The sequence below is a fragment of the Paraburkholderia sp. genome (genome assembly GCF_036488505.1).
Lineage (GTDB): Bacteria > Pseudomonadota > Gammaproteobacteria > Burkholderiales > Burkholderiaceae > Paraburkholderia.
In genome coordinates this window covers 1-5,740 of sequence record NZ_DASXHN010000109.1, presented here as the reverse complement: position 1 = coordinate 5,740, position 5,740 = coordinate 1, and the positions used below count along the sequence as shown (strand labels likewise).

6 protein-coding genes and 1 tRNA gene are annotated in these 5,740 nt (G+C 60.2%); 5 read left to right on the top strand and 2 right to left on the bottom strand.

The genetic code is table 11. The annotated features are described in order from the left end of the window. From arsB to VGH68_RS06020, 4 genes are all read left to right on the top strand, one after another. Positions 1-957, top strand: a 957-nt coding sequence (gene arsB, locus VGH68_RS06035) for an ACR3 family arsenite efflux transporter (protein WP_331602624.1), incomplete at its 5' end; no start/stop codon positions are given. Continuing rightward, a complete protein-coding gene (gene arsC, locus VGH68_RS06030; protein WP_331602623.1) occupies positions 954-1,376 on the top strand; it encodes an arsenate reductase (glutaredoxin) in 423 nt (140 codons plus the stop codon). The genes arsB and arsC, both read left to right, overlap by 4 nt. Then, positions 1,376-2,137 (top strand): arsenical resistance protein ArsH, encoded by a 762-nt coding sequence (arsH, locus tag VGH68_RS06025; RefSeq protein ID WP_331602621.1) that lies wholly within the window; start codon positions 1,376-1,378, stop codon positions 2,135-2,137. Before arsC ends, arsH begins: the two co-directional genes overlap by 1 nt. Next, positions 2,103-3,368, top strand: a complete 1,266-nt coding sequence (locus VGH68_RS06020) for an MFS transporter (RefSeq protein WP_414696904.1) — start codon at positions 2,103-2,105, stop codon at positions 3,366-3,368. The genes arsH and VGH68_RS06020 overlap by 35 nt, the downstream gene beginning before the upstream one ends. Positions 3,369-3,464: 96 nt before the next feature. Here the strand turns inward: VGH68_RS06020 and VGH68_RS06015 are convergent, their stop codons facing one another. Further along, on the bottom strand, positions 3,465-4,328 hold the full coding sequence (locus tag VGH68_RS06015; protein ID WP_331602625.1) for an SDR family oxidoreductase: 864 nt from the start codon (positions 4,326-4,328) through the stop codon (positions 3,465-3,467). A 101-nt stretch (positions 4,329-4,429) separates the two neighbouring features. Between VGH68_RS06015 and VGH68_RS06010 the strand changes: the two genes are divergently transcribed. Beyond that, a complete protein-coding gene (locus tag VGH68_RS06010) occupies positions 4,430-5,323 on the top strand; it encodes a LysR family transcriptional regulator (RefSeq protein WP_331602620.1) in 894 nt (297 codons plus the stop codon). 277 nt (positions 5,324-5,600) lie between these two features. On the opposite strand, the gene VGH68_RS06005 is transcribed toward VGH68_RS06010, so the two are convergent. Further along, a tRNA-Lys gene (locus tag VGH68_RS06005) sits at positions 5,601-5,676 on the bottom strand. Positions 5,677-5,740: the final 64 nt, after the last annotated feature.

Genomic DNA, 5,740 nt, shown 5'->3' with positions numbered 1-5,740 from the left:
TTCCAGGCAATCGGCCGCATGGAAGTGGCACAGGTCAATCTTCCGGTCGGCGTGCTCATCTGGGTGATGATCATCCCGATGCTGGTCAAGATTGACTTCGCGGCGATGACACAGGTCAAAAGCCAGTGGCGCGGCATCGGCGTCACGCTGTTCGTGAACTGGTTCGTCAAACCGTTCTCGATGGCGCTGCTCGGCTGGGTCTTCATTCGCCATGTGTTCGCGCCATGGCTTCCCGCCGATCAGCTCGACAGCTACATCGCCGGCCTGATCCTGCTGGCTGCAGCGCCCTGCACGGCGATGGTGTTCGTCTGGTCGCAACTCTGCAAGGGCGATCCGTATTTCACGCTATCGCAAGTCGCGCTCAACGACGCGATCATGATCGTTGCGTTCGCACCGCTCGTCGCGCTGCTGCTCGGCCTGTCGGCCATCACGGTGCCGTGGGATACGCTGATCATTTCGGTCGGTCTGTACATTGTTATTCCCGTCATCCTCGCGCAACTGCTGCGCCGCAAGCTGCTTATCCGGGGCGACGCGCATTTCCGGCATGCGGTTGCCCGTCTCGGTCCCTATTCGATCGGTGCATTGCTCGCGACTCTCGTGTTGCTGTTCGCGTTCCAGGGACAGGCGATCGTCATCGCACCGTTGGTGATCGCGATGCTCGCGGTGCCGATTCTGATTCAGGTGTTCTTCAATTCCAGTGTGGCTTATCTGCTCAATCGGCGGCTTGGCGTCGCGCATTGCGTCGCTGGCCCGTCGAGTTTGATCGGCGCAAGCAATTTCTTCGAGTTGGCGGTGGCCACGGCGATCAGCCTGTTTGGATTTCATTCGGGCGCCGCGCTTGCCACGGTGGTCGGCGTGCTGATCGAAGTGCCGGCGATGCTGCTGGTGGTCGGCATCGTCAATCGTTCACAGCACTGGTACGAGGCAAACCATAGGGCTAAAGGACAAAGTGTATGAGCGTCACCATCTATCACAACCCGGATTGCGGCACCTCGCGCAACACATTGGCAATGATTCGCAACGCCGGTATCGAGCCGGAGATGATCGAGTATCTGAAAAACCCGCCCGATCGAGCCACGCTGAAGGATCTGATCGAGCGCGCGCATCTCACTGTGCGCGCCACGCTGCGCGAGAAGGGCACGCCCTATGCCGAACTCGGGCTCGCGGAGCCATCGTTGAGCGATGAGCAGTTGCTCGACGCAATGCTGGAGCATCCGGTCCTCATCAATCGCCCGTTTGTCGTCACGCCGCTTGGCGTGCGTCTGTGCCGGCCCTCCGAGCTGGTTCTCGACATCCTGCCCGCCCAGCAGAAAGGTTCATTCACGAAAGAAGACGGGGAGCAGGTCGTCGATAGCGAACGAAGGAGGCTTCTCTAATGATGCAGGACCTCCCGAACGTTAGCGCGCCGCACCTCGACACGCCCGATCTGCGCAAGCTCGAACCTCGCACGGTTGCGAGACACGCACCGCGAATTCTTCTGCTGTTCGGCTCGTTGCGCGCCACCTCGTACAGCCAGCTTCTCACGCTCGAAGCCGAACGCATCTTGCGTCACTTCGGCGCGGATACGCGGATATTCGATCCGCGCGGCTTGCCGCTCGTGGACAGCGTGCCGGCCGATCATCCAAAGGTCGTCGAGCTGCGCAAACTCTCGGAGTGGTCAGAAGGGCAGGTGTGGTGCAGCCCCGAACGTCACGGCACCATGACGGCGGTATTCAAGAATCAGATCGACTGGCTGCCGCTCGAAAGCGGCGGCGTTCGCCCCACGCAAGGTCGCACGCTGGCGGTGATGCAGGTGTGCGGCGGTTCGCAATCGTTCAATGCCGTCAACGCGCTGCGCATTCTCGGCCGGTGGATGCGTATGGTGACCATCCCGAATCAGTCGTCAGTGGCAAAAGCGTGGCAGGAGTTCGACGCAAACGGCCGGATGAAACCCTCTGCCTATTACGATCGCGTCGTCGACGTGATGGAGGAGCTGTACAAGTTCACGCTGCTGGTGCGTGACCGGTCCGACTATCTGACCGATCGCTACAGTGAGCGAAAGGAAGCGCACCCGCACCTTGCGACGACACTGGCAGCCGCCGCCATGAATCAGGAAATGGTCAATGCCAATGCGGACGCTGACGACGAAACGGAGTGACCGCGGTGGCGCTCGCGCAGCTATCGCGACATGGGCGCTCGCCATTGCGCAGCTTGTCTCCTGGGGTTCGATTTACTACGCGTTCTCGCTTTTCGTCGTGCCGATGGAAAGTGCGATGGGATGGAGCCGGACCGCGACTAACGCGGCACTGTCGGTTGGCCTGCTGATCTCGGGATTGGCGGCTTATCCGGTCGGAACGTGGATCGATCACGGCCACGGCCGGCGCGTGATGGTCTGTGGGACCGTGCTGGCCGCGGCGATGTTGGTGCTGTGGTCGCACGCACATAGCCTCGTCACGCTGTTCGTTGTCTGGATCGGCCTCGGTGTCGCGATGGCCGCGACGCTTTACGATCCGGTTTTCGCCGTGATCACGCGGGACTTTCCTCGCAGCTTTCGCACGAAGATAACGTTCGTCACGCTGGTCGCCGGTTTCGCCAGTACCGTCTTCATCCCGCTGACGCAGGTTCTGCTCGATCGTCTCCAATGGCGAGACGCGCTTCTTGCGCTAGCCGGCTTCAATCTGGCTATCTGCTTACCGATCCATTTGTTCGCAATCGGTCGCGATGCGCCGCGCGAAGACGATCGGGACTACAAGGCCGCGCTGAAGGCGACCAATGCGGCAGCAACCGGGCGTGCTCTGCGAACGCCGACGTTCTGGGCGTTGGCTGTGTGTTTCACCGCTTACTATGCGACATTCGCGGCGCTAACCTTCCACCTGGTGCCGCTGATGACGGAACGCAGGGTCTCGCCGGAACTGATGCTGACTACGATGGCCGTCATTGGTCCGGCGCAAGTTCTCGCGCGCGTGCTCTGGTTCACGATTGGCCGTAACGTCCGTCCTTCGATTGTCGGCATGGTGATCACGACGGCATTTCCGGCGTCGGTTCTTGTTTTGATGTACGCAGGCACGTCCCCGGCGTTATTGATTCTGTTCGCAGTCGTCTACGGCGGTGCGAACGGGATGATGACGATCTTGCGTGGGACGATCGTGCAAGACCTGATGTGGACGGAAGGTTACGGAGCGGTGAGCGGACTGCTATCGATGCCCTCGAACATCGCCAAGGGCGTCGCACCGATTTCGGCTGCGGCGATCTGGACGGCCGGCGGCAGCTATGTACCGGTCGAATGGACCGTACTGATGGTGTCGCTGGTTTCAGCCGCCGCTTTCATCGTCGCGATGCGCGTCACGCCCGGCAAAAAGTTTGACGAACACCAGGCAAATTTTGAGTGAGCAGACGGCCATGCGCATAACCGAGGCCAACGACGCCGCCGACTAGCCATCGCGGAAGCCCGGCCGCCTGGGTCGCGAGGGTGCCGATAACCAGATTCAACCTGCGAGCCCCGCGGCGAATTCGCGATATGAATGCAGCGGACGGCCGACGAGCTTCACCAGACGCTCAACGTCGCCGTCCTCGGGCACCATGCCGTCGCTGACAAAACGCTCAGCCATCACGCGCATTTCATAGGCCATCCATTTCGGCATGAAGTTCTCCAGGTTCTGCTGGAACGCCGTCGGATCGTCGCCGCCATAAGCCACGGAGCGGCCAAGAACCTTGGTCCAGATGTCAGCCACAGCCGGGCCAGTCAGCGTGTCAGGGCCAACGAGATTAATCGTTTCGATCGGCAGGTTGCCCGCAGCCTGGTCGCGGCGGATCAGCTCGATCGCGGCGACCTCCGCAATGTCGAGCGTGTCGACCATCGCGACACCCTTGCTGCCGATCGGCATCGGATAGAGGCTGTGGTTGAGGATGACGTCCTTGACCATGATGTCGTTTTCGATGAAGTAGGCCGGACGCAATATCGTCGCGCTGAAGTCCATCGCTTTGAGCATCTGTTCGGCACCGGACTTGACAGCGAAATGCGGAACGTTGACGAAGCGATCCGCGTTCATCACTGACAGGTAGACGACCCGCTTAACGCCCGCGTCGCGCGCAATGTTCAAGACAATGAGCGCCTGGGTGTATTCGTCGGCTGCGACCGCATTGAGCAGAAACAGCGTGCTGACGCCAGCGAAAGCGCTGCGCAGCGATTCGATGTCGAGCATTTCCCCCTGCACGACCGACACATTGGCGGGAAAGCTGGCCTTTGAGGGATCGCGGACAAGCACACGCACGTCGGCGCCGCGGTTGACGAGTTGGTCGACGACGTGGCGTCCGACGCGGCCGGTAGAGCCAGTAACGAGGATAGTCATGATGTTCACTCCGTGGTTGGTTGGTACGTCTCCAAGATAAGTGGTTCGCCTGTGGTCCACAAGCTGCTATAAATAGACACTCTGTCTCGTGGATGGAACGCATGGATTTGCTGGCTCTTGCCGATTTCAGTCTGGTGGCCCGGTATCAGGGCTTTGGTCTCGCTGCTCGAGCGACGGGGCGTCCTAAAGCGACGCTGTCGCGCAGGGTTTCCGAACTGGAGAGCAGCCTGCAGTTGCGACTGTTCGAACGCAGCCCGCGCGGCTTGAAACTCACCGAAGAAGGGCGCGCGCTGTATGAAAGAACAGGCGCGCTACTTGCCGAACTCGACGAGAGCGTTGGCGCGATCGCATCGGGCAGCGATGAGCCAAAGGGCCGGCTGCGCATCAGCGCGCCGATACTTTTCTCTCAGATAGCGATGGGCAAGCTGGTTGCCACATTCGCGCTGAAATACCCGGCGGTTCGGCTTGAAGTCACGTCCGAGGATCGCGGTGTGGACATGGTCGAAGAAGGGTACGACCTGGTGATCCGGGTCAATCCCGACCCGGATGAGAGGCTGGTCGGACGGATATTTTTGCGCGATCGGCTGGTGGTCGCGGCAAGCCCGGGTACGGCACGGCCTGCGGATGGCTCTGCTGTTCCCGCTATCGTTCGCGGGATAGACGATCAGAGAACATTCTGGAATGTTTTGGGGCCCTCTGAAACGTCGCGTATTGCGATCACACCGGTTGCTCATTTGTCATCGCTGATGATGGTCCGCGATGCAGTCCGGCTCGGTGTGGGCGTCGCGTGCTTGCCGGTTTCGCTTGTGAGCCGTGATCTGGCGGCCGGCACTCTGGTTAGCTGGGGGGACGTGGATGGTCCGGAAATCAATCTTTGGACGCTGTATCCGTCGAGGCGACTACTGAGCTCTCGTGTCGCCGTCTTCCTCGAACACCTCAAGGAAGCGTTCCCGTTAGGGGGGAAGCCGGAGGAACTGGCGGCGTTTATGGAGTGAAGTGGTGATAGTGGGGAGACTACGGCTGCTCGCGGAACGTGCGGTAAACCGGTTTGTACCCGCGGCGACGGATCCAGGCGCGCCAGTAGGCGCCGCGCTGACTGATGTACGCCATTTTCAAGCTTCAGAAAACATTGATGAAATGCTTGGTCTGGATTCTCGAATTCCGGCAGACTTCGCGGCATAGGCCAATTTCGACGCCGCTCCCGCTAGCTACAGACGAAAAAAAAGCACCGCGGTTGCTCGCAAGTGCTTGATTTCCTACTGTCAAATTTGTTGGTGGGGCGTGAGTGACTCGAACACTCGACCTACGGATTAAGAGTCCGCTGCTCTACCAACTGAGCTAACGCCCCCAACAGAGGCGAAATTATGCAGTAACTTTTCGCGCGTGCCAAGCCCCTCTAGCAAATTCATTAC